The sequence below is a fragment of the Franzmannia qiaohouensis genome (assembly GCF_031451695.1).
Lineage (GTDB): Bacteria > Pseudomonadota > Gammaproteobacteria > Pseudomonadales > Halomonadaceae > Franzmannia > Franzmannia qiaohouensis.
In genome coordinates this window covers 145,249-168,953 of sequence record NZ_JARWAM010000011.1, presented here as the reverse complement: position 1 = coordinate 168,953, position 23,705 = coordinate 145,249, and the positions used below count along the sequence as shown (strand labels likewise).

The 23,705-nt window shown below is 65.3% G+C and carries 21 protein-coding genes and 1 pseudogene; 2 read left to right on the top strand and 20 right to left on the bottom strand.

The genetic code is table 11. The annotated features are described in order from the left end of the window. Positions 1-325: 325 nt before the first annotated feature. From QC821_RS15840 to QC821_RS15830, 3 genes are all read right to left on the bottom strand, one after another. On the bottom strand, positions 326-715 hold the full coding sequence (locus QC821_RS15840; protein ID WP_309723601.1) for a DUF1801 domain-containing protein: 390 nt from the start codon (positions 713-715) through the stop codon (positions 326-328). A 105-nt stretch (positions 716-820) separates the two neighbouring features. Continuing rightward, on the bottom strand, positions 821-2,518 hold the full coding sequence (locus QC821_RS15835) for a methyl-accepting chemotaxis protein (RefSeq protein ID WP_309723599.1): 1,698 nt from the start codon (positions 2,516-2,518) through the stop codon (positions 821-823). Positions 2,519-2,624: 106 nt separating this feature from the next. After that, positions 2,625-2,978: a DUF1428 domain-containing protein gene (locus QC821_RS15830; RefSeq protein ID WP_309723596.1), complete on the bottom strand. Its 354-nt coding sequence runs from the start codon at positions 2,976-2,978 to the stop codon at positions 2,625-2,627. A gap of 146 nt (positions 2,979-3,124) precedes the next feature. On the opposite strand from QC821_RS15830, the gene QC821_RS15825 reads away from it, so the two are divergent. Then, a complete protein-coding gene (locus tag QC821_RS15825) occupies positions 3,125-3,352 on the top strand; it encodes a DUF2835 family protein (protein ID WP_309723593.1) in 228 nt (75 codons plus the stop codon). A gap of 78 nt (positions 3,353-3,430) precedes the next feature. Then, on the top strand, positions 3,431-5,110 hold the full coding sequence (locus QC821_RS15820) for a diguanylate cyclase (protein ID WP_309723590.1): 1,680 nt from the start codon (positions 3,431-3,433) through the stop codon (positions 5,108-5,110). A 183-nt stretch (positions 5,111-5,293) separates the two neighbouring features. On the opposite strand, the gene ureG is transcribed toward QC821_RS15820, so the two are convergent. From ureG to QC821_RS15735, 17 genes and pseudogenes are all read right to left on the bottom strand, one after another. Further along, positions 5,294-5,932, bottom strand: a complete 639-nt coding sequence (gene ureG, locus QC821_RS15815; protein WP_076748332.1) for an urease accessory protein UreG — start codon at positions 5,930-5,932, stop codon at positions 5,294-5,296. 10 nt (positions 5,933-5,942) lie between these two features. Continuing rightward, positions 5,943-6,635, bottom strand: coding sequence for an urease accessory protein UreF (locus tag QC821_RS15810; protein WP_309723616.1), 693 nt, complete (start codon positions 6,633-6,635; stop codon positions 5,943-5,945). After that, complete coding sequence (ureE, locus tag QC821_RS15805) at positions 6,625-7,152, bottom strand: urease accessory protein UreE (protein WP_309723585.1); 528 nt, start codon at positions 7,150-7,152, stop codon at positions 6,625-6,627. The genes QC821_RS15810 and ureE overlap by 11 nt, the downstream gene beginning before the upstream one ends. A 236-nt stretch (positions 7,153-7,388) precedes the next feature. Then, positions 7,389-9,092, bottom strand: coding sequence for an urease subunit alpha (gene ureC / locus QC821_RS15800; RefSeq protein WP_309723583.1), 1,704 nt, complete (start codon positions 9,090-9,092; stop codon positions 7,389-7,391). A 137-nt stretch (positions 9,093-9,229) separates the two neighbouring features. Continuing rightward, positions 9,230-9,532: pseudogene (locus tag QC821_RS15795) on the bottom strand (urease subunit beta); the annotation flags it as partial. 154 nt (positions 9,533-9,686) lie between these two features. Beyond that, positions 9,687-9,989, bottom strand: coding sequence for an urease subunit gamma (locus QC821_RS15790; protein ID WP_095623251.1), 303 nt, complete (start codon positions 9,987-9,989; stop codon positions 9,687-9,689). 307 nt (positions 9,990-10,296) lie between these two features. After that, positions 10,297-11,190 (bottom strand): urease accessory protein UreD, encoded by an 894-nt coding sequence (locus QC821_RS15785; protein WP_309723578.1) that lies wholly within the window; start codon positions 11,188-11,190, stop codon positions 10,297-10,299. A gap of 266 nt (positions 11,191-11,456) precedes the next feature. Next, positions 11,457-12,155, bottom strand: coding sequence for an urea ABC transporter ATP-binding subunit UrtE (gene urtE, locus QC821_RS15780; RefSeq protein WP_309723575.1), 699 nt, complete (start codon positions 12,153-12,155; stop codon positions 11,457-11,459). Further along, the gene (urtD, locus tag QC821_RS15775) at positions 12,155-12,988 is read right to left on the bottom strand and encodes an urea ABC transporter ATP-binding protein UrtD (protein ID WP_309723573.1); all 834 of its coding nucleotides are present in this window, start codon (positions 12,986-12,988) and stop codon (positions 12,155-12,157) included. The genes urtE and urtD overlap by 1 nt, the downstream gene beginning before the upstream one ends. Further along, entirely contained in the window at positions 12,985-14,112 is a 1,128-nt protein-coding gene (gene urtC / locus QC821_RS15770; RefSeq protein ID WP_309723570.1) for an urea ABC transporter permease subunit UrtC, read from the bottom strand. Before urtC ends, urtD begins: the two co-directional genes overlap by 4 nt. Positions 14,113-14,117: 5 nt before the next feature. After that, a complete protein-coding gene (urtB, locus tag QC821_RS15765) occupies positions 14,118-15,713 on the bottom strand; it encodes an urea ABC transporter permease subunit UrtB (RefSeq protein WP_309723567.1) in 1,596 nt (531 codons plus the stop codon). A gap of 85 nt (positions 15,714-15,798) precedes the next feature. Then, positions 15,799-17,091: an urea ABC transporter substrate-binding protein gene (gene urtA / locus QC821_RS15760; protein WP_309723613.1), complete on the bottom strand. Its 1,293-nt coding sequence runs from the start codon at positions 17,089-17,091 to the stop codon at positions 15,799-15,801. Positions 17,092-17,501: 410 nt separating this feature from the next. After that, positions 17,502-19,304, bottom strand: coding sequence for an acyl-CoA dehydrogenase C-terminal domain-containing protein (locus QC821_RS15755; protein WP_309723564.1), 1,803 nt, complete (start codon positions 19,302-19,304; stop codon positions 17,502-17,504). 330 nt (positions 19,305-19,634) lie between these two features. Then, the gene (locus QC821_RS15750) at positions 19,635-21,131 is read right to left on the bottom strand and encodes a tripartite tricarboxylate transporter permease (RefSeq protein ID WP_309723561.1); all 1,497 of its coding nucleotides are present in this window, start codon (positions 21,129-21,131) and stop codon (positions 19,635-19,637) included. Positions 21,132-21,165: 34 nt separating this feature from the next. Next, positions 21,166-21,648: a tripartite tricarboxylate transporter TctB family protein gene (locus tag QC821_RS15745; RefSeq protein WP_095623259.1), complete on the bottom strand. Its 483-nt coding sequence runs from the start codon at positions 21,646-21,648 to the stop codon at positions 21,166-21,168. A gap of 105 nt (positions 21,649-21,753) precedes the next feature. After that, the gene (locus QC821_RS15740; protein WP_309723557.1) at positions 21,754-22,752 is read right to left on the bottom strand and encodes a Bug family tripartite tricarboxylate transporter substrate binding protein; all 999 of its coding nucleotides are present in this window, start codon (positions 22,750-22,752) and stop codon (positions 21,754-21,756) included. Between the two features lie 184 nt (positions 22,753-22,936). Continuing rightward, complete coding sequence (locus tag QC821_RS15735) at positions 22,937-23,677, bottom strand: response regulator (RefSeq protein WP_309723554.1); 741 nt, start codon at positions 23,675-23,677, stop codon at positions 22,937-22,939. Positions 23,678-23,705: the final 28 nt, after the last annotated feature.

Below are 23,705 nucleotides of genomic sequence, written 5' to 3'. Positions count from 1 at the left end.
GAGATGCCGTGTGGTGCCCCATGCACCCAAGATGGCGTTGCAAACTCATCTTGGCACAAGGGGGGACGGGTCCATCCCATTTCCCACACTGAAGGTGGCGCCGAAGCAGATGATGGTTGTGGCCTGGCCCAGCAGCGCTGCGCGCTGCAATCGCGAATGAGTGTGCTACCACACCGGAGGTGGCGCCGAAGCAGATGATGGTTGTGGCCTGACCCAGCAGCGCTGCGCGCTGCAATCGCAAATGAATGTGCTACCACACCGGAGGTGGCGCCGAAGCAGATGATGGTTGTGGCCTGGCCCAGCAGCGCTGCGCGCGGCTGCCAGGTCACTTTAGTCGTTCCAGGTGCCCCTTGCGGCGCACGATGTTCTTGTAGTCCCACTGGATATCCCGCGCCTTGCCGAGCCAGCGGCGTAGCGCCTCTGCGTCGATCTGCTCCACCGCGGTATAGCGGGCCTCGGCGGCCTTGAAGCTGCCCTCGTCGCGCAGCCCGCTCTCATCGAAGGATTGTCCGCTCCAGAACAGCAGCCGCACGCAGTGCTTGAGCTTGCTGTAGCCGACGATGGGATTGCCATCCAGGAACCAGACCGGGTGGGCATGCCATAGCTTGCCCTCTGCGTCGGGTAGATAGCGCTCGATCGCCTGGGCCAAATACTCGCATATCTCACGGTCGGCCGGTGCCTGGCGCGCATGATACGTCTGGATATCGGGATGCATGGCGACTCTCCTGTAGCTGTAGCATTACCAGGACAATCGATCAGATAGGCAGACATTCGACAGCCGCCCCCAGGGAGCGGCTGTCGCGGGCTGAATTGGCGGTGCCTAGAATTCGGACCAGTCCTCGACAGCTTCAGCGGGTTTCTTGTAGGACTGCCTGGGCGTTTCAGCAGCAGGCTTGGCCGGCGCCTCAGGCGGTTGGCTGCGCTCACCCTGCTGGTGGGTCAGCCGGGTGGCGTGCGACTCAGCTGGCGCGGCCTGATCGTCGACGCGGAAGGTGGCGATCAGTGCGGCGAGATGCTTGGCCTGGTCTTCCAACGAAGTAGCGGCGGCGCTGGTCTGCTGCACCAGCGAGGCGTTCTGCTGGGTGACCGAGTCCATCTCGGTGATGGCGCTGTTGATCTGCTCGATGCCGCTGTTCTGCTCGCGGGTAGCGCTGGAAATCTCGCCCATCAGCGCGGTGACCTGGCGGATCGACTCGACGGTCTCGCCGATGGTGGCGCCACTGCGTTCGGCCTGTTCGGCGCCGCTGGCGATCTTGGCGGTGGTCTCTTCGATCAGCGTGCGGATCTCCTTGGCAGACTCGGCGCTGCGCGAGGCGAGATTGCGCACTTCGCTTGCCACCACCGCGAAGCCGCGGCCCTGCTCGCCGGCGCGCGCCGCCTCTACCGAGGCGTTGAGCGCCAGAATATTGGTCTGGAAGGCGATCGAGTCGATCACGCCGATGATGTCGTTGACGCGACTGGCGCTGGTGGAGATCTCGCGCATCAGCTGTACGGTGTGCTCGACCTCCTGGCCGCCGGCCTCGGCGCGCTGCGAGGCAGACGCCGAGAGGCCGTCGGCCTCCTGGGCGGTCTCGGTGTTCTTGCTCACGGTGGCAGCCATCTCTTCCATGCTCGAGGCGGTCTGCTGCAGCGCCGAGGCCTGCTGCTCGGTGCGCGACGAGAGATCCTGGCTGCCCAGGGCAATTTCACCGGCGCCGGTGAAGACGCTGTCGCTGCTGCTGCGCAGCGACACCACCAGGGTCTTGAGCTTGTCCTGCATGCGCGCCAGAGCGCTGTAAAGCTGGCCGATCTCGTTGCGACCGCGGTCGCGGATCTGCTCGGTGAGATCGCCATCGGCAATCCGCTCGAAGTGATCGATGGCCTCGCGCAGCGGCGTGACCACCACCCGCATCATCGCCAGGCGGATCGCCACCGCGGCGAGCAGCGCCACGACCAGCAGCGTTATGGCGATCATGCCGACCATGTCGCCAAGCCGGCCGACCTCATCGATCACCGCGTTGCCGCGCCGTTCGGAGTAGGCGACGAAGTCCTCCATAGCGGCGTCGAGCTCGGCACCCAGCTCGGCCATCTCATCCTGGCTACGCTGAATCTGGAAAGGTGCGGCGTCCATCAACGGCTCGAGCCCTTCCACCACGTAGGCGTCGTAGGCCGCGATGATCGCCGCCACGTAGGGTGCCCGCGAATCGTCGGCGTCGATGGGTACGGCGCGGAACTCGTCGAAACGCTCATGGGCCCCGGCCAGGGCCTCCAGCGCCTGTTGCTGGCTCTGCTGGCCACGTTCAGCGTTACCTTGAGTGCTCAGGCTGGCAAAGCGGTCCAGCATGATCTGCGCGCGCAGCACGTTGACCTGGGTGCGGTTGGCCATCGTGGAGAGCTCCACGTTGGTTTCCGCGAGCTCATGCAGCGCCTCCTCGCTGGTGGCGCTGGCATAGAAGCCCAGCCCGCTGATCAGGCCGATCATCAGTACCAGCGCGGCCAGCGCTGCGGTCAGGCTCCACTTTATGGATAAGTGTGTCATCTGCCTCGTCCCCCCTGCGATGGCGATATTCAACACGTCATCGGCCGGAGGGGGACGAGGTTGAGGAGCGATGAACCGATTACAACTAAAGCATGACGCCTGAATACTACTCGTCTACCACCACCTCGAAGCCGCCGTAGATCAGTCGCTTACCATCGAACGGCATGGGATTGACGTCGGGCTGCAGGCGCGGATCTTCCATCACCTTGGCCATCCCGCGGTCGCGCACCTCGCGGGAGGGCCACAGGATCCACGAGAAGATCACCGTCTCGTCCGCCTGGCACTTCACCGCCAGGGGAAAGGAGGTGAGCTTGCCATCGGGTACCTCGTCGCCCCAGCACTCCACCATCTGCAGCGCACCGTGCTCCTTGAACACCACCGCGGCATCGCTGGCATGCTGAATGTACTTGGCGCGGTTGGCGGTGGGCACCGCGGCGACGAATCCGTCTACGTAGGTCATGGTCGGCTCCTCGACAGTCGCCGCCGGGATGGCGGCGCTGTCACTTATCGTTCCGGGGCGAACGGAATCGACATGTCGCCGTTCATCACGTGTCGCGTATAATCGGTGCCAGGTCTCTATCAGCGTCATGAACAGGGAGGGGCGCTGTGCCTAGCATCGACGTAGTGATCCGCCTGACCCGCGACGAGTGCCTGGCCCACTACGAGGGCCGCGCCCAGAACGTGCACACCCGTAGCCTGGATGGCCGCAAGGTGATCTTCCCCACCGCTGCCCTGACCCGTATCGTCGGCCGCGACGGCATCGACGGCGTGTTTCGACTGCACTTCACTGAGGCGGGCAAGTTCGCGTCCATCGAACCACTGCCGCGACGCTGAGCGTTTAAACCACCAACTCGACTTTGCCGGCCGATGGGCTAGTCTCTAATCGACGACAATTCCCCTTCGGATGCGCCCATGCCAAGCCTTCTGGGCCACCGCTCGCCGCTGCGGTGGCTGCTGCTCAGTGCGCTACTGTTCACCGCTCCCTTGAGCGCGGCGAATGAGCCTGAGCTAGAGCGTGTCACCCTGCAGCTGGCCTGGTATCACCAGTTCCAGTCCGCCGGCTACTACGCCGCCAAGCAACGGGGATACTTTCGTGAGGCTGGCTTCGAGGTGGAGATTCGCCACGGCGGGCACGACGAATACGGCCGCCCCATCGACCCGGTGGAGGATGTGATGTTCGGTCGCGCCGACTTCGGCGTATCGCGTTCCGACCTGCTGCTCTACCACAGCCAGGGTCTGCCTGTGGTGGTACTGGCCAATATCATGCAGCGCTCGCCGCTGGTGTTCCTGACCCTCGAGCGCCACGGCTTCTCGCGGCTGGAGGAGATCGGCGACCGGCCAATCAGCGTCACCCTGCCCGACGTCGATGCACGACTCAGCGCCGAGACCCTGGCCAGCTTCCACCGTGCCGGCCTCGACCTCGAGCGGCTCAACAACCGTGCACCGAGCTGGGCGCTGGATGACTTGCTCGACGGCACCACCCAGCTGATGCCCGGCTACCTCACCGACGCCCCCTACTTTCTCGAAGCATTCGGTGCCGAGCCGATCACGATCACCCCCGAGTCGTATGGCATCGACTTCTACGGTGACCTGCTGTTCACCCGCGCGGCACTGATCGACGAGCGGCCGCAGCGCGTCGAGGCGTTCCGAGATGCAGCCCTTCGCGGCTGGGCCTATGCGCTGGACAACGTCGAAGAGGTGGCCGAGCTGATCACTCAGTACTACCCGACGCGCAACGCCCTCTACGACATTCACTTCCTGCGCCACGAGGCCGAGAAGCTGCGCGGCCTGATGCAGCCAGAGTTGATCGAGATCGGCTACATCAATCCCATCCGTTGGGAGAGCATCGCCGAGGTGTATGTGGAACTCGACATGATCGAGCACTACGACCTGGAGGGGTTCCTCTATCAACCGCCGGCCCCCGCCAGCACCGACTTCAAGCGCCTGGTGCGCTGGGCGCTGGGTGGTGGAATCCTGCTGCTGCTGGTCATCGGCCTGGCCAGCTATCTGCTGATGATCAACCGCCAGCTGCGCCGCGAGGTGGCGCGTCGCCAGAAAGCCGAAGATTCGCTACGCGAGCTCGCCGAGAAGGATGGCCTGACCGGCGTCGACAACCGCCGGCTGTTCGAAGAGCGCCTGCAGCAGTGTGTGGCCCATGCCCGGCGCCATCACCAGCCACTGACGCTGATCCTGTTCGATGTCGATCACTTCAAGCAGGTCAACGACTGCCATGGCCACCTGGCCGGCGACAAGGTGCTGGTGGAGATTGCCCAGATCACCCGCCCGCTGCTGCGTACCGACGACCACTTCGCCCGCTACGGCGGTGAAGAGTTCGCTGTGCTGCTGCCGGGCACCGACCACGCCGAGGCGCTACAGGTCGCCAAGCGTATCTGGCAGGCCAACCGCGACCATCGCGTGGCCAGCGACACAGACCCGATCTGCTATAGCCTGAGCCTGGGGGTGGCCAGCCTCGACGAGCGCGACGAGGATCCGCACGACCTGGTCAGGCGCGCCGACGAACGCCTCTATCAGGCCAAGCACCAGGGCCGTGATCGCTATTTCGGCGCCGCCGGTTACGCGACCAGCTGCTAGCTGGCGATGCAAATTCAACTAATTTGCATCGCATAACCTGGGTTAAGGTAACCGCCACCCCAGAGGTTCACTGTGAGGGCGTGGGGTCACGGATGACCCGTTGCGGCCAGGATGCCGCTCACACCCCCTGCCTTGCCCTGATCGCGCCAATAGCCGATCAGGGCACTCTTTTTTGTGCTCCACTCAGCCGGCAGCCGCTCCCGCCTGATCTCGGCGCTCCGGCAGCATGCCGCGGTCGAGAATGAAGCGAATGATCTCCTCGAGCCCCACCCCGTCGTAGAGGTTGGTGAACACGAACGGCCGCTCGCCGCGCATCTTCTTGGAGTCCCGCTCCATGACCTCGAGCGACGCGTGCACCTGTTCGGCGATGTCGATCTTGTTGATGATCAGCAGGTCCGACTTGGTAATGCCCGGCCCGCCCTTGCGCGGGATCTTGTCGCCGGCGGAAACGTCGATCACGTAGAGGGTGAGGTCCGAGAGCTCGGGACTGAAGGTCGCCGAGAGGTTGTCGCCCCCCGACTCCACCAGCACCAGCTCGAGGCCGGGATGACGCGCCTGCAGGTCGTCGATGGCGGCCAGGTTCATGGAGGCGTCTTCACGAATCGCGGTATGCGGGCAGCCTCCGGTCTCGACGCCGAGAATGCGGTCCGCCGGCAGTGCATCGTGCTTGAGCAGGAAGTCGGCATCCTCGCGGGTATAGATGTCGTTGGTGACCACGGCGATATCGTAGTGATCGCGCAGCGCCAGGCACAGCTGCTTGAGCAGCGCGGTCTTGCCGGAGCCCACCGGGCCGCCGACGCCAACGCGTAAACAATGGGTCATGGATCGTCTCCTAGCTTCTAAAGAGTCTGGAATACTGAGTTTCATGCAGGCCGCTGGCCAGCGCCAGGCCGGGCAGCGCCGGGCCGAGTTCGTCGTCGTCCAGGCCCAGGGCCAGATCAACGGCCTCGACCAGCGCCGGGCGCAGCCGTTCGACCAGCCGCTGGGCGGCGGTATGCCCCAGCGGCAGCGCCTTGCAGGCCACTGCCAGCTGGTTCTCGAGCCACGCCCAGGCGAAGCCGAGCAGTGCCTGGCGCTGCGTCACCCCACGCACCTGGGCGGTCCAGGCGAACAGCGTGACATAGCCGGCACCAGCGGGCAGCAGGCGCTGTTCGGGGAGCAGCTCGAGGCTGCCCAGCAGCCGCGCCAGCGAGGCACCGAGGCGGCTGTCTTCGGCGGCCAGCTCGGCGGTCTCGCGGTTGGCGGCAAGCCAGGCATCCCACTCCGCCACGCCATCAGCGTCGTCCTGACGCCAGGCCGTGTGCAGGCACGCCAGCGCCGGCAGCTCGCAGTGTGCCAGGCCATCATCGAGCACGCCCTCGAGCCATTCACCGAGGCTCGCCTCGTCGCTCACCCAGCCCAGCTCGAAGGCGCTCTCCAGGCCTTGCGACCAGGCGAAGGCACCGATCGGCAGCGCCGGGCTGACCAGCTGCAGCAGGCCCAGCAGCGCCAGGTCGTCGCCCTGTGCCGGCGACTCAGTGGGCATGGGGGTGATCATGGTCGTGGCCATGTTCATGTGAGTGGCCATGTGAATGACCATGCGAGTGCCCGCCGGTCTGCTGGTAGGCGCCGGGCTCGGGGTCGAAGGGCGCCTGGTGATGCTCGAGGGTCGCCCCCAGCAGCTCGGCCAACTCTTCGAGCACATGATCTGGCGGGAAGCGCACCCAGCCCTGGTCGGGCCGTGCATCGTCGCTGCCCAGCGCCAGCTGCACGTGGCGATTGCCGAGGTGATAGGCGAGCCGCGCCAGCGGCAGCCCGGCGGCGACACGGGCGGTGACCACCGGCTCGTCGGCGGCCTCGACGCGGATCACCTCACCGCTCTCGGCGCGCAGGCCGTCACCGGCGCGCAGCACTGGGCCGCGGTCGAGGAACAGGCCCAGTTCGCGGCCGCTATCGCTCACCGCCTTGAGCCGGCCCTTGGTGCGCGGCTCGAAGGGCAGCGTCAGGGTGTCGCTGGCCTGGCCATGCTCGATGGGGCCCAGGCGTTCGGTCAGTTTCAGCATTGGTACAAAACTCCTCGAGGCAAGCCAGCCTTGCCCTCTCTCAACACCACGTGACCGAAACCCTGACACCCCGGACCGGCTCTCGCGGTCGGAAAGACGGCACCTCCCTGTGCCGGCTTTCCTCGATCTTCATCCATGAAGATCGACCGCGTCGCCTCGCCCGGGATGTCAGCGGCCACGCGAGGTTTCGCGATGACAAGCTGGCTTACTATGCCGCTGTCAGTGACAGCCATGATTCAGAATAAATGATAGCGCTGCGCCAGCGGCAGCTCGGTGGCCGGCTCGCAGGTCAACAGCTCGCCGTCGCAGCGCACCTCGTAGGTCTGGGGGTCGACCGTCAGCTCGGGGCAGGCGTCGTTGAGCTTCATGTCGCCCTTGCGCACGCCGCGCACGTTCTTGCACGCAGCAAGCGCGCTGTTGAGCCCCAGCCGCGCCTTGATGCCGCCGTCGATGGCCGCCTGGCTGACGAAGCTGAGCCGGGTCTGGCTGGCGGCACGGCCGAAGGCGCCGAACATGTAGCGATAGTGCACCGGCTGCGGCGTGGGAATCGAGGCGTTGGGATCGCCCATGGGCGCCGCGGCGATCATGCCACCCTTGATCAGCAGCGCCGGCTTGGTACCGAAGAAGGCCGGCTTCCACAGCACCAGATCGGCGAGCTTGCCAACCTCCACCGAGCCCACTTCATGACTGATGCCGTGGGTGATCGCCGGGTTGATGGTGTACTTGGCGATATAGCGCTTGGCGCGGAAGTTGTCGGCGCCCAGCGTCTCGTCCTCGGGCAGCAGGCCGCGCTGCACCTTCATCTTGTGGGCGGTCTGCCAGGTACGGCACACCACCTCGCCGACCCGGCCCATGGCCTGCGAGTCGGAGGCGATCATCGAGATCACGCCCAGGTCGTGGAGGATGTCCTCGGCGGCAATGGTCTCGCGGCGGATGCGCGAATCGGCGAAGGCCACGTCCTCGGGAATATTGGGATCGAGGTGGTGGCACACCATCAGCATGTCGAGATGCTCGTCGATGGTGTTGACCGTATAGGGCCGGGTCGGATTGGTCGACGACGGCAGCACGTAGGCCTTGGAGCAGGCAGTGAGGATATCCGGCGCGTGGCCGCCGCCGGCACCCTCAGTGTGGTAGGTGTGGATGCCGCGCTCCTTGAAGGCGGCCAGGGTGTCCTCGACGAAGCCCGACTCGTTGAGGGTGTCGGTGTGGATCGCCACCTGCACGTCGTACTTTTCCGCCACGCTCAGGCAGTTGTCGATAGACGCCGGCGTGGTGCCCCAGTCCTCGTGCAGCTTGAGGCCCATGGCGCCGGCCTCGAGCTGTGCCTCCAGCGCCTCCGGCAGGCTGGCATTGCCCTTGCCCAGCCAGCCGATGTTCATCGGCATGTCGTCGACCGACTGCAGCATCTTGCCGATATGCCAGGCACCCGGGGTACAGGTGGTGGCATTGGAGCCGGTGGCCGGCCCGGTGCCGCCGCCGAGCATGGTGGTGATGCCGCTCATCAGCGCTTCTTCGATCTGCTGGGGGCAGATGAAGTGGATATGCGCATCGATGCCGCCGGCGGTCAGGATCTTGCCCTCACCGGCGATGATTTCGGTGCCTGGGCCGATGACGATCGCCACATCGGGCTGGGTATCGGGGTTGCCGGCCTTGCCGATGGCCGCAATGCGCCCCTCCTTGAGGCCGACATCGGCCTTGACGATGCCCCACCAGTCGAGGATCAGGGCGTTGGTGATCACGGTGTCCATCACCGCATCGTCGACACGCTGGCTCTGGCCCATGCCGTCGCGGATCACCTTGCCGCCGCCGAACTTGACCTCGTCGCCGTAGTGGGTGGCGTCCTTTTCCACCTCGATCCACAGCTCGGTGTCGCCCAGGCGCACCCGGTCGCCCACGGTGGGGCCGTACATGTCGGCGTAGGCCTGTCTCGAGATCTTCATGACTGGCCTCCTTGGTCTGGTTTCTGCGCCTTCCGCGCGGCTTCGGGCGCGGTAGCTGGTTTATGCGCCTTTCGCGCGGCTTCGGGCGCGGTAGCTGGTTTCTGCGCCTTTCGCGCGGCTTCGGGCGCGGTAGAGAGCAGCGCGCCCATGACATCGCCGCGGAAGCCATAGATATGCCGCGTGCCGGCGTAGGGAATCAGCGTTACCTCGCGGGTCTGGCCGGGCTCGAAGCGGATCGCCGTGCCGGCGGCAACGTCGAGGCGATAGCCCCGTGCACGGTCGCGGTCGAAGGTCAGCGCCGGGTTGGCCTCGGCGAAGTGATAGTGGGAGCCGATCTGGATCGGCCGGTCGCCGGTATTGGCGACCTCGACGGTGATACGTTCGCGCCCTTCGCAGAGCGCGATCTCACCATCCTGCAATTGGTACTCACCGGGAATCATGGTCTTTCCCTCATCACTGTATTAACCGCTGGCAGCTAAAACTGAGCGAACGAAGGCCAGGCAAGGCGGCGAGCGACAAAAAGGCGGAGTTCACTTTAGTAAATGAGCATTTTTTGTCGTGAAGCCAACACAGCATGGCCGAGTGCAGCCAGTTTTAAACGATTGGGGTGTGGACGGTCACAAGCTTGGTGCCGTCGGGGAAGGTGGCTTCCACCTGCACCTCGTCGACCATCTCGGCCACGCCCTCCATGACGTCGTCACGGCCGAGGATCTCGCGGCCGAAGCTCATCAGCTCGGCCACGCTGCGCCCGTCGCGAGCGCCCTCCATGATCTCGAAGCTGATCAGCGCCACGGCCTCCGGGTAGTTGAGCTTGAGACCACGGGCCTTCCTGCGTTCGGCAAGCTGTGCGGCAGAGAACAGCAGCAGCTTGTCCTTGTCTCTCGGCGTCAGTTCCATAGCGCGTCCCTCATATCATTGATGTTTGCTGGCAGCGCTTCGCGCTGCCGAGGTAGCCAACCCCATCGCGACTGAAGTCACTCCCACATTTGCCTTGGCGCCACTCTCCTGTGGGAGCGAATTCATTCGCGATTGCAGCGCGCAGCGCCGCCGGCCAACCCAACCTCATCGTGACTGAAGTCACTCCCACATTTGCCTTGGCGCCACTCTCCTGTGGGAGCGAATTCATTCGCGATTGCAGCGCGCAGCGCCGCCCGGCCGTGGCAAGACAACCCCCATCGGGATGATGTCCCTTGGGCCTGCGTCATCATGTCAGCCAGATGCGTGGCGTATGCGCCTGGCGCTGCAGCAGCACCGGCCTGAGCAGCTCCCAGGCCTGCTGGCAGATCGCCCAGGCCTCGTTACGCTCATGACCGAGGTAGCGCAGCAGCAGCACGCCGTGACGCAACGTGACTGCCCAGCGGGTATTGTCCGGCAGTGCCTCGCGCAGCACTTCTATGGCCGCTGCGGCGTCGCTGTCGTTCAGCCCTACCGCCCACAGCGTTGCCTGCACGCTGGCACCGCCCTGCCCCCAGCGGCCGCGAAAGCGCCGGTGCAGCGGATCCAGGGGCTGGCGCTCCAGCCACAGCGGCTTGCCGTCCCGGGTCAGGCGGAAGCGCTGATCGATGCGGCCGGAGACATAGGGCAGGTCGCTCGCCGGACGGCCCAGCGCCAGCACCTCCCAGCCCAGGCAGCGCGCATTGCCGTGCAGGGCTATGTCGGTCAGTTGTGCGCCGCGAGAACCATCGAAGGCGATGGTCTCCTGGGGCAGCCACTCAAGGCTGGCGCCGTCATCGACGCTAAGCCGGGTCTGCTGGCACCATGCCACCCCTTGGCTATCGGCCTTGTAGAGTTTGTTGGCGGCCGGTGTGGTCAACAGTGCATGACTGCCGCCCGCCAGGCGTGCCGAGATATTCAGCGCATCGCCGCTGACCAGGCCGCCGGGAGGGTGCAGCAGATAGACGTGGCAGGCTCCCTCGCGACCTTCCGGATAGAAGGGTCGCTGTACGCGTAGCGGGCCTTGATGGCGCGCCTGCACCATACGGGTGACCCCGTCGCGGCGCTCGAACCCCAGCGCCAGCGAGGCCGCCCAGTGACGCTCGGCATCGAAGCGATGCCCCGAGTCGGGAGCCGTTGGCAGGGCGTGCGGGATAGCCGTCATCTAGCGGGTTCCATCAAATGGGTGAGCGATACGCAGTATGCTGCAAGCAACGTACCATTTTGGTGAAAAGCCACTTTCGCCCAGGGAAAACAACCCACTAGAGTGTATACAAGAGCGTTACCGCGTCCCTGATGCACCACAGGAGCGCCGCACCGAAAGATTCTTGCACCTAGTTAGTGCGCCATGCGGCGTCACGCACCACCAAGGGGCAAAAAGCCCGCCGCGGCGTGACCGCGGCGGGCGTCCTTGGCTGGGCGCTGCCGAACCTAGACCGTCAGATGCTGCTTGATCAGCGCGTCGGAGAGTTCGGCGATGGGCCCCTTGGCCACGTGGCGGCCGCGATCCATGATCACGAAGCGGTCGGCGTACTTGCGGGCGAAGGGCAGCTTCTGCTCCACCAGCAGCACGGTCAGACCGTCCTCATCGATCAGGGTGCGGATCACCTCGCCGATCTGGGCGACGATATTGGGCTGAATGCCCTCCCCCGGCTCATCGAGGATCAACATCCTTGGCTCGATGACCAGCGCCCGGCCGATGGCCAGCTGCTGCTGCTGGCCGCCGGAGAGATCGCCGCCGCGGCGGTGACGCATCTCCTTGAGCACCGGGAACAGCTCATAGATGCGTTCGGGAATGCTGCGCTTGCCGTCGCTGCGCGCGGCGAGGCCGGTGCGCAGGTTCTCCTCCACGGTCAGCAGCGGAAAGATCTGCCGCCCCTGTGGCACGTAGCCGATGCCCAGCCGCGAGCGCTCCTCGATCCGCTTGCGGGTCAGCTCAATGTCATCGGCGAAGCGCAAGCTGCCGTCGGCCACCCGCTCCTCGCCCATCACGCACTTGAGCAGGGTGGTCTTGCCCACCCCGTTGCGGCCCATCACGCAGGTGCACTCACCGGCCGGCACCTCGAGGCTCAGGTCCCACAGGGTATGGCTCTCGCCGTAGTACTGATTGAGCTTGTCGACCTTGAGCATCAGGCGGCCTCCTCGCTTTCACCGAGGTAGACCTCGATCACCCGCGGGTCATTCTGCACCTGGTCCATGCTGCCCTCGGCCAGCACGCTGCCCTGGTGCAACACCGTGACCTTGCGCGCAATCGAGCGCACGAAGCCCATGTCGTGCTCCACCACCACCACCGACTGCTTGCCGGCCAGGCCGGTGAGCAGTTCGGCGGTGCGCTCCATCTCCTGCTCGGTCATGCCCGCCACCGGTTCGTCGACCAGCAGCAGCCGCGGCCGCTGCATCAGCAGCATGCCGATCTCCAGCCACTGCTTCTGGCCGTGGGAGAGAACGCCCGCCGGCCGGCGGCGCTGCTCGGCGAGGCCGGTCATCTCCAGCACCTCATCGATACGCTCCCGGGCCGGGCCCTCCAGCCGCGCAAACAGCGTCGGCAGCACCCGCTTGTCGGCGGTCATGGCCAGCTCCAGGTTCTCGAATACCGACAGCGCCTCGAACACCGTGGGCTTCTGGAACTTGCGGCCAATACCCAGCGCAGCGATATCTGGCTCGTTCATGGTGAGCAGATTATGGCGTGCGCCGAACCACACCTTGCCCTGGTCGGGCCGGGTCTTGCCGGTAATGATATCCATCATGGTGGTCTTGCCGGCGCCGTTGGGGCCGATGATGCAGCGCAGCTCGCCGTCGTCGACGGTCAGGTTGAGATCGTTGATGGCCTTGAAGCCATCGAAGCTGACCGTGACGTCCTCCATGTAGAGGATTGGCCCGTGGCGCACGTCCACCGGCGATTCGGCGGGCGCCATGAAGTCGAATACGCGATCGCGCTGGGACAGCGACTTGATCAGGCTCATGAGGTCACCTCCTGGCCGGGGGTAGCATCGCTATGGTCGCGACGCCGTTTGAGTCGGTAGGCGAACAGTCCGGCCACGCCCTTGGGCAGGAACACCGTGACCAGCACGAACATCGCGCCGAGGGCGAACAGCCAGGCGTCGGGCATGACGCCGGTGAATACCGTCTTGGCGTAGTTGACCAGGATGGCGCCGATCACCGCGCCGTACAGCGTGGCACGGCCGCCCAGCGCGACCCACAGCACGATCTCGATGGAGAAGATCGGCGAGAACTCGCTGGGGTTGATGATGCCCACCTGGGGCACGTAGAGCGCGCCGGCAAGCCCGGCAAGCATTGCCGAGACCACGAACACGAACAGCTGGAAGCGCTCGACCCGGTAGCCGAGGAAGCGGGTGCGCGCCTCGGCGTCGCGAGTTGCCACGCAGACCCGGCCCAGCTTGCTGCCGACGATGGCGCGACACAGCAGGTAGCCGGCACCCAGCGCCACCCCGGTGGCCAGGAACAGGCCCAGGCGGGTCTCGTTGCTGCGCAGGTTGAAGCCAAGGATGTCGCGGAAGTCGGTGAGGCCGTCGCTGCCGCCGAAGCCCATCTCGTTGCGATAGAAGGCCAGCATCAGGGCGAAGGTCAGCGCCTGGGTGATGATCGACAGATAGACCCCGGTGACCCGCGAACGGAACGCCAGGAAGCCAAACACCAGCGCCAGCGCACCGGGTGCCAGCAGCACCATCAGGAAGGCGAACCAGGCCATGTCGAAGCCTAGCCAGTACCAGGGCAGCGACTCCCAGCTCAGGAACACCATGAAATCGGGCAGTACCGGGTCACCGTAGGTGCCTCGGTCGCCGATCTGGCGCATCAGATACATGCCCATGGCATAGCCGCCGATGGCGAAGAAGGCGCCGTGGCCGAGGCTGAGAATCCCCAGGTAGCCCCACACCAGGTCAACCGCCACGGCCAGCAGCGCATAGCTGAGGTACTTGCCGAACAGGTTGACGGTGTAGGCGTTGACGTGGAGCGGATGCCCCGCCGGCACCACCACGTGCAGCAGCGTGACCAGGGTCATCGCCGCCAGCAGTACGCCGATGAATAGCTGGGTCGAACGCTCATTGAACGGTTGCATTAACCACATCGCGATCAGCCCTCCGCCGCGCGGCCCTTTTGCGGAAAGAGTCCGCGGGGGCGTTTCTGAATGAACAGGATGATGAACACCAGCATTATGATCTTGGCCAGTACGGCGCCCGCCCAGGGCTCCAGCACCTGGTTGATCACCCCCAGCGACAGGCCAGCGACCAGGGTGCCCCAGAGGTTACCCACGCCACCGAACACCACCACCATGAAGGAGTCGATGATGTAGTTCTGGCCCAGGTTGGGGCCGACGTTGGTGAGCTGCGACAGCGCCACCCCGGCGAGGCCGGCAACGCCCGACCCCAGGCCGAAGGTGAGAATGTCGACGCGGGTCGCGCGAATGCCCATGGAACGCGCCATGGCACGGTTCTGGGTCACCGCGCGCACCTCCAGGCCAAGCCGGGTGCGGCGCATCACCAGCATCAGGGCGGCGAATACCACCAGGGCAAAGCCGATCACATACATGCGGTTGAGGGTCAGCGACAAGGCGTCGTTGACCACTAGCGAGCCGCTCAACCACTCCGGGCTAACCACGGTGCGGTTCTGGGGAGAGATCGCGGTGCGCACCAGCTGCTGGAGAATCAGGCTGACGCCGAAGGTCGCCAGCAGTGTCTCCAGCGGGCGCCCCTTGAGGAACTGGATCACGCCGCGCTCGATGGCAATGCCGGCCAGGGCCGCGACCATGAACCCGGCGGGTATCGATAGAATCAGCGCCAGCCCCGGCTGCCCGGGAATCAGCTGCTGCATCGCCCAGGTGGTATAGGCGCCGAGCATGATCAACTCGCCGTGGGCCATGTTGATCACCCCCATCACGCCGAAGGTGATGGCCAGGCCGATGGCCGCCAATACCAGCACCGAGCCCATCGAGAGGCCGAAGTAGAGGGTTTCGGCGGCGCGATTGAGGCGCAGGTTCTGCTCGATGTTACCCAGCGCCGTGGCGGCAGCCGCGGCGATCTCTTCATCATCGCTGTTGGTGGCCTGGTTGAGCGCCACCCGCACCCGCGGATGCAGGCTGCCGTCGAGGTGCTCGATGGCCAGGATATCGCCCTGCTCCAGGCGATGAATGGCCAGCGCCAGGGTCAGGCGCTGGCGGACTCGCGCATCCTCCTCCTCTTCGATCAGCGCTTCGATGGGCTCGGCGAGCTCCTCATCCACCTCGCCCAGCAGCCGCTCAGCGGAGGTGCGCCGCCGGTCGAGGTTGGGAGAGTAGAGATCGACCACCGCGATCACGCTGCGCAGCTGATTGCGCAGCGCATTGTTGATACCGATACGGTCGAGGTCGCGACGCGACATCTCGCCCAGGGCCTCGCCGCTCAGGGCGTCTTCCACCGGCCAGTCGCGGCCCGTGTTGTCGAGTACCACCACGAAGCGGCCGTCGTCGGCGCGCTGCAGGCGTCCGTCGAGCAGCGCCTGCAGCCAGGCGCGGGCTCGCTCATCGTCACTGGCGACGATGGCATTGATGGCCTCGCCCTTGGCGGGAAAGCTGTCGACGTCCAGCGCTTCCAGCAGTTCGATGGCCGCCTCGTCGTCTGCCGAGGTCTGCGCGTTCGCGGTCAGCGGCATGACCAACAGCACTAGCAGCCAAAATAAAAGGAGACTCCTCATGGGTTCTTCCTTTGCGGTAGGGAGTAGCAGAATAGGTCGAGCAGGCGTGCGCTCCGCCGCCGTGCGGCGGCGGAGCTAGGTACTATCACTCTTCGGCGAGCGCTTCTTCGGCTTCTTCGGCCGCGGTGCTGCCGCCACAGGAGCCGGTGGCAACGTTGTAGTTGCCGCAGCGCATCGGCGCCTGCCAGTCGGCCATCAGGTCGCGCGAACCCGGCAGGAAGTCCGACCAGGCGTCGCCGGCCACGGTGGACGGGGTCTGCCAGACGATGTCGAACTGGCCGTTGTCCTGCACCTCGCCAATCAGCACCGGCTTGGTGATGTGGTGGTTGGGCATCATCGCCGCATAGCCGCCGGTAAGGTTGGGCACCGCCACGCCGATGATCGCGTCCTTGATGGCATCCGGGTCGGTGGTGCCGGCCTTGCGCACCGCCTCGGCCCACATGTTGAAGCCGATATAGTGGGCTTCCATGGGGTCGTTGGTGACGGCCTCTTCGTCGCCCGTGTAGTCGATCCAGGCGTCGATGAAGTCGTAGTTCTCGTCGGTATCGACGCTCATGAAGTAGTTCCAGGCGGCCAGATGGCCGACCAGCGGGCCGGTATCGATGCCGGACAGCTCCTGCTCACCCACCGAGAAGGCGATGACCGGAATATCGGCGGCGTCGATGCCCTGGTTGCCCAGCTCGCGGTAGAACGGCACGTTGGCGTCGCCGTTGATGGTCGAGACCACCGCGGTGCGCTTGCCCTCTTCGCCGAAGCGACGAATCTCACTGACGATGTTCTGCCAGTCGGAGTGCCCGAACGGGGTGTACTCGATCATGATGTCCTCGTCGGCCACGCCGTGCTCTTCCTTGAGGAAAGCTTCGAGGATGCGGTTGGTGGTGCGCGGGTAGACATAATCGGTGCCGATCAGTGCAAAGCGCTCGATGCCAACCTCGTTGATCAGGTACTCCACCGCCGGAATCGCCTGCTGGTTGGGCGCCGCACCGGTGTAGAAGACGTTCTCGGAGGACTCTTCGCCTTCATACTGCACCGGGTAGAAGAGCAGGCCGTTGAGCTCTTCGAAAACCGGCAGCACCGCCTTGCGCGACACCGACGTCCAGTTACCGAAGACCACGTCGACCTCGTGCTGCTCGAGCAGTTCGCGAGCGCGCTCGGCGAACAGCGGCCAGTTGGAGGCGGGATCGACCACCACTGCCTCGAGCTCACGCCCCAGCAGGCCACCCTGCTCGTTTTGCTGCTCGATGAGCATTTCGACGGTGTCCTTGAGCACCGTCTCGCTGATCGCCATGGTGCCCGACAGCGAGTGAAGGATACCGACCTTGATCGGATCGTCGGCCAGCGCCTGGCCGGCACCGGTCAGGGTGCCAGCGGCCAGCATGGCGGCGATGAGACGACGGGGAGTAAAGGATGCCTTGGGTGCGTTCACGAGATTCTCCTTGCGGAACCTGGTTGTTATACGCCGTCGCGGGCGCCTGGCCCGCGCTGCGGCGTTGTGTCCAGCGTCGCGTCAGCCCGCAGCGGGTAACGCGCGTGGCTATCGCACAGGAGATATCGCAAGGGTTATGCCAGCGCCGACAAGGGGCCCTGGTTTCTTAGCTATTTCAATCAGTTGAGAATAATAGGCCGAGGCGTCACCGACGCCAAGCGCACCATTAGCGTGCAACACACGGAGCACGCACCAGCACAATGCGCCAAAATGAGGAAACCCTGCGCACCCACACGGTGCAGCGCGCGTAAAACAAGCCGGCCGCCCGTTGGGCGGCCGGCTTGCATCTGGGCTGGCGATACTCAGGCGGGATAGAAGGCGGCCTCGTCGAGAGCCATCAGCGGCTCGGCGCCGGCACGGATCTGCTGCTCGAGGGCCAGGGTATGCGGCAGCATGCGGGCAATGAAGTGGCGGCCCACGCTGAGCTTGGCCCGATAGAACGCCGCCCCGGCCGGACCATCCTGGCGCAGGCCATGCTCGGCAGCACGGGCCATCTTCCACCACATCCAGGCATAGGTAACGTGGCCGAACAGCTGCAGGTAATCGTGGGCGGCGGCGCCGAGCTCCTCGGGGTGGCCATCAGCGCGCTTCAGTAGCGCTGCAGTGACCGTCTCGAGGCGTGCCAGCTCCTGCTCACAGGCACGCTGGAACGGCGCCAGGGTATCGCTGGCCTCGCTGGCCAGGTCGGCACGCATCGCCTCGGCGAAGCGCTTGACGTAGGCGCCACGGTTGCGAGACAGCTTACGCCCCACCAGGTCCATGGCCTGGATACCGTTGGTGCCCTCGTAGATCATCGCGATGCGTGCGTCGCGCACGTACTGCTCGGCGCCCCACTCCACGCAGTAGCCGTTGCCGCCGTAGAGCTGCTGCGCCTCGACGGTGGCGGCGAAGCCGCGGTCGGTGAGAAACGCCTTGGCTATTGGCGTCAGCAGCGCCACAAGGTCGGCGGCCTGCTCACGTGCCTCGGCATCGGGGTGAAACTTGACGCAGTCGAGCTGGCTGCCGACGAAGGCGGCGAAGGCCCGGCCGCCCTCGTTCCAGGCGCGGGTATTGAGCGCCATGCGGCGGACGTCGGGATGCACCAAAATGGGGTCCGCGGGCTTGTCGGGAGCCGCCGGGCCGCTCGGGGCACGGCTCTGCAGGCGTTCACGGGCGAAGTCCATGGCGCTCTGGTAGGCCACTTCGCCGAGACCGAGCCCCTGAATGCCGATCGACAGGCGTTCATAGTTCATCATGGTGAACATGGTCGCCAGGCCCTGGTGCGGCTCGCCGATCAGGATGCCTTCGGCGCCGTCGAAGTTCATCACGCAGGTGGCACTGCCCTTGATGCCCATCTTGTGCTCGAGGCCGCCGCAGCTCAGCGCGTTGCGCTCGCCGAGGGTGCCGTCGGCATTGACCTTGAACTTGGGCACCAGGAACACCGAGATGCCCCGGGAGCCGGCGGGTGCGTCGGGCAGCTTGGCCAGTACCAGGTGGACGATGTTGTCGACCATGTCGTGCTCGCCGCCGGTGATCCAGATCTTGCTGCCGGTAATCGCGTAGCGGTCGTCTGCGAGCGGTTCGGCACGGGTCTTGATCAGCCCCAGGTCGGTGCCGCAGTGGGGCTCGGTAAGGCACATGGTGCCCAGCCACTCGCCGCGGTGCATGGGCGGCAGGTAGGTCTGCTTGATGGGGTCCGGGGCGTACTGGTCGAGCAGCAGGGTGGCGCCGTTGTTGAGCGCCGGATAGAGCGCGAAGCTGGCATTGGTGGCGTAGAGCATCTCCTCGAAGGCCACCGTGAGCATCTTGGGAAGGCCCTGACCGTCGTAGTCGGGATTGCCGCCAAGTCCAAGCCAGCCGCCCTCGGCGAGGGTCTTGCAGGCCGCCTTGAACCCGGCAGGCGTGGTCACCTCGCCGTCCTTGAGATGGCAACCCTCGGCATCCCCCGCCTGGTTGAGCGGGAACAGTTCGGCCTCGGTGACCCGCGCGCCCTCCTCGAGGATGGCATCGGCGAGCTCGGCACCAAACTCGGCGGTAGCCGGCATCGCCGCCCACAGCTTGGGCGCTTCCAGCACCTCGTTGAGGACGAAACGCATGTCGGTCAGCGGTGCCCGGTAAAAGGCCATGGTGTCTCTCCTGGTCGGCGGCGGCCACCGTCTATCGCGGCAACCATAAAAATTCAAACGCTTGCTTGAATTCTAGACCAGTCACCCACGCGCTGTCATAGCGACCTTGGGCGTAGACAGCTAATAGCAGCGCGGGGGCGCCGGCTGTGCCGACGCCCCCGCGAGGGATCTACTACTGTGTCTTACGGGAAACGCTGAACAAGTCGCCGAGCGAGATGAAGCGCAAGGCGCACGGAGCACAGGAACCGGAGCATATGGGGTATATGTGAGGATTCCGCGCACCGCGCAACGCAGTGATTCGCTCGCGCAGGCAATTTGTGCAGCGTTTTCTTAGGCGCGGGCGCGCGCCCCGGCAATGGCCTTCTTGACCAGCGGCAGGATCAGCGACAGCGCGGCGATGATCAGCAGCCACATCGAGATCGGCTTGTCGATGAAGATCGACCAGTCGCCGCCGGAGATCTGCAGCGCGCGGCGCATCGACTCCTCCATGATTGCGCCCAGGATCAGTGCCAGGATCAGCGGTGCCGCAGGGAAGCCGAACAGCCGCATGCCGAGACCCAGCAGGCCGAAGCCCAGCAGCAGCAGCAGATCGAAGACGCTGAAGCTCATCCCGTAGACGCCGATCATGCAGAAGATCAGGATCAGCGCCAGCAGCAGCGGACGCGGCATATCGAGGATCTTGGCGATCAGCGGAATCAACGGCAGGTTGAGCACCAGCAGGAAGAGATTGCCGATATACATACTGGCGATCACGCCCCAGAACACATCCGGACGGCTCTCGATCATCGCCGGCCCCGGGGTCACGCCCATTACCAGCAGCGCACCCAGCAGTACCGCGGTGGTGCCCGAACCGGGTACGCCGAGGGTCAGCAGCGGCACGAAGGAGCCGGTACAGGCGGCGTTGTTGGCCGCCTCCGGCGCCGCCACACCCTTGATGTTGCCCTTGCCGAAGGTGTCACCGTCCTTGGCCAGGCGCTTCTCCATGCTGTAGCCCAGGAACGACCCGATGGTGGCACCGGCCCCCGGCAGCACGCCGGTGAAGAAGCCCAGGATCGAGCTGCGCCCGATCGGCGCGGCGATGTCGCGGCACTCGCGGCCGGTGAGCTTGAGCGAGCCGATGGCATTGCGCGGCTGCTCCTTGCCCCCGCCGCCGCGCAGCAGCATGTAGAAAACCTCGGCCAGGGCGAAGATACCCAGCGCCACGACCAGGAAGTCGATGCCGTCGAGGAGATGAGCGGCACCGAAGGTGTAGCGCTCTGTGCCGGTCTGCAGGTCGATGCCGATGATCGAGATCATCACCCCGATCACCGCGGCGATCAGGCCCTTGACCAGCGACTTGTCGGACAGCGAGACCACCGCGGTGAGGCCCAGCACCATCAGCGCGAAATACTCGGCGGGACCGAAGCTCACCGCCACCTTGCCGAGCAGCGGCGCCACCAGCATCAGGAAGATGATCGACACCGTGCCGCCGATGAAAGAGGAGTAGGCCGCGATCGCCAGCGCCTTGCCGGCCATGCCCTGCTTGGCCAGCGGGTAGCCGTCGAAGGAGGTGGCCACGGTACCGGCCACACCCGGCGCGTTGAGCAGGATCGACGACGTCGAGCCGCCGAAGATCGCACCATAGTAGACGCCGGCCATCAGGATCAGGCCCGATGACGGCTCCATGGCGAAGGTGATCGGGATCATCAGCGCCAGCGCACTGATCGGCCCGAGGCCGGGCAGCATGCCGATGATGGTACCGGCAAACACCCCGAAGAAGACGTAGGCGATGTTCATGGGCTCCAGCGCAATGCCGAAGCCGTACATCAGGTTATTGAAGGCTTCCATGGAAGTATCTCTCTCACGTGACGTTGACGTCGGCTCAGAGCGGCAGAATGCCCGTCGGCAGATAGACATCCATGACCTTGGTCATGGTCAGATACAGCGCCAGCACGACGCCAAGCGATACCGCCATGTTGACCCCGTGGCGACGGTAGCCGTAGTACCAGGCCAGCCCGAAGGAGAGCGTGGTGGAAGCGACAACGAACCCGATGGGTGCCAGCAGCAGCGCGTAGAGAACGATGGCCAGCGAGGTGATCACCACCCGCGACCAGGGACGCAGCAGCAGCGGCTGGGCCTGTTCATTGGGGTCGAGCTCGTCGGGAATATCCTGTGCCTTGGGTTTTTCAAGGAACAGCAGCAGCGAGAGGCCGAGCAGCGTGAAGCCCAGCACCTTGGGGAACAGGTCAGAGTCGACCGGGCGCGGCAGCGGGAAATTGGGGATCTGCCAGGCCATGGCCAAGTAGCCTACGGCTACCAGTGCCAGGCACAGCGCCAGGATCTGGTTTACGTTGAGTCGTGTCATGAGGAGTCTGCCCCGAACCCTGCAAAGGCGGGTTCAAGTGTCGCATTCGAGAATGCGTGGGCCCCGCTAGCGAGGCCCACGCCGTAACAGCGCTGGATGGTCGACTTAGTCGCCGAGCAGGCCCAGCTCGCTCAGTACTTCGCTGAACTGCTCTTTCTGCGCGTCGAGGAAGTCGCCGAACTCTTCGCTGTTCTGATAGGCATCGAGCCAGCCCAGCTGGTCGCGGGCGTCGGCCCAGCTGTCGGTCTCGAGCATCTCGGCGAAGAGGTTCTCGTAGTAGGCCACCGCCTCTTCCGGCATGTCCGGGGTGCCCATCACGCCACGCCAGATATCGAAGGTGTAGTCGATGTCCTGTTCGAGGTAGGTCGGGATGTCGGCCAGGGCACCACCCAGGCGCTCCGGTGCAGAGACGCCCAGCGCACGGATATCGCTGCCCTCGCCCAGCTGGCCTGCGGCTTCGCCGGCGCCGGTGATGACCGCTTCGACGTGACCGCCCATCAGGTTGGTCATGGCCTCGCCACCGCCCGAGAACGGGATGTAGTTGACGTCGGCGGCGTTGAGACCTGCGGCCGAAGCCAGGCCGGCGATGGAGATGTGATCCATGGAACCCGGGGCGCTACCGCCGCCGACGCTCAGGCTGGCGTTCTCGGCCATCGCTTCCATCAGGTCGTTGAGACTCTGGTACTCGGAGTCGGCCGGCACCAGTACGATGGAGTAGTCGGTGATCAGACGCGCGATCGGCGTGAAGTCGGTGTGATCGTAGCGCGAGGTGCCGGCCAGCGGGACCAGGATGATCGGCGGGCTGGTGGCGAAGATCTTGTGCGGGTTGCCTGCGTCGCGGGCAATCTGTGCCCAGGCCACGGCACCGCCGCCACCAGGCGTGTTGATCGCGGCAAAGTTGCGCTCGGCGAGGCCCTCTTCCTGGATCACTCGCGAGGAGGTGCGTACCAGGGTATCCCAGCCGCCACCCGGATTGGCCGGAGCGATGAACTCTACCGAGCTGGTCGGCTGCCAGTCGTCGGCCTGGGCGGTGGCGGCACCGAAGGCCATGGTGGCGGCCAGCGGCAGGGCCAGGAAGGATAGACGGGTAAGCTTGGCGGTCATGGCGTTCTCCACAATTGCTTTGGTTGTTATCGGCACGCTTGCGGTGCCTCGATATTGCTCGCCTTGCACCCTAGTGCAAGGTGATTCGGGCCGACAAGCTTGTGGCGATAAACGATAAAAAGCGCATTAGCGGCATTTTGCTCATTATGTTCACGCTGAAGCACCGCAGGACAGGTGCCGACCATCATCCGCCCTCGCCCAGCCACTCATCGGCACTGCCCACCAACCGGTAGCGGCGCTCCGGCCTGCCTACATCACCATAGCCCAGTTCGGCGCGGGCCACGTCCACCGAGACCAGAAATTCCAGGTAGCGCCGCGCCGTGGAGCGACTGGCACCGATCAGGGTAGCCAGCTGCATGGCGGTTAGCGGGCCGGCCTCTTCGCGCAGTGCAGCCACTACCGCCCCCAGCGTCAGGCGGTCGATACCCTTGGGCAGTGCCGTGCGGCCGGCGGCGGGAGCCTTTTCGGTACTCGCGCGCATGCGTCCCAGGGTGCGGTCGAGCTCCTCCTGGCTCATCTCGGCCTTGTGGTCCAGCGCGGCACGCTCCTGGCGAAAACGGTGCAGCATCTGCGCCATGCGCGCACCCTCGGTGGGCTTGATCAGGTAGTCGAAGACGCCGCCACGCAGCGCTTCGGCGATGGTCTCGACCTCCTTGGCGGCGGTGATCATCACGATGTCGAGATGCGCGTAGCGGCGGCGCATCTCCCACATCAGTTCGAGACCCTCGACGTCGGGGATATAGGCATCCAGCAGTACCAGATGAATGCTGCTCGCGTCGCGGGCGAGGAGCGCCATCGCTTCGGCGCCGGTCTTGGCCATGCCGACCACCTCGAAGCCATCGCTCTGCTCGATGAAGGCGCGGTTGATGTCGGCAATGCGAAAATCGTCCTCGACGATCAGGATCCCATACACGGGTTCGCTCATCTGTTTCCCTATTGTTGTATGCGTTGCT